Genomic DNA, 267 nt, shown 5'->3' with positions numbered 1-267 from the left:
CATTTATCGTCTGGGGACGGATGGCCTTCAGCTCTACAGTTCCGGTAAGACGCAAAACCTGTCCGTGAATGTGGGGTCGGGCTGAAGTGCATGCCGGTACGCTGGAAAATGCGGTAATACAAGGTGGAACAGTGATCCTGTTGTCACCCACCAGCGCGGACGAAAATTTTGTCGTAGAGGAAGATCGCGCACCGGTTGAACTGACCGGGAGTGTTGCATTACTGGACGGCGCTTCAATGATTATTGGTTATGGCGCAGAGCTGCAAC

The 267-nt window shown here is 53.2% G+C and carries 1 protein-coding gene; it reads left to right on the top strand.

The window, feature by feature from the left end:
• Nucleotides 1-86 precede the first annotated feature (86 nt).
• Nucleotides 87-267: hypothetical protein (locus SB725_RS31555; protein WP_410923357.1), on the top strand; the 181-nt coding region annotated here is incomplete at its 3' end.

Origin of the sequence: Pseudomonas sp. SIMBA_041 (assembly GCF_046535095.1) — a bacterium.
Lineage (GTDB): Bacteria > Pseudomonadota > Gammaproteobacteria > Pseudomonadales > Pseudomonadaceae > Aquipseudomonas > Aquipseudomonas mucoides.
This window is presented reverse-complemented; position numbering and strand designations above follow the sequence as displayed.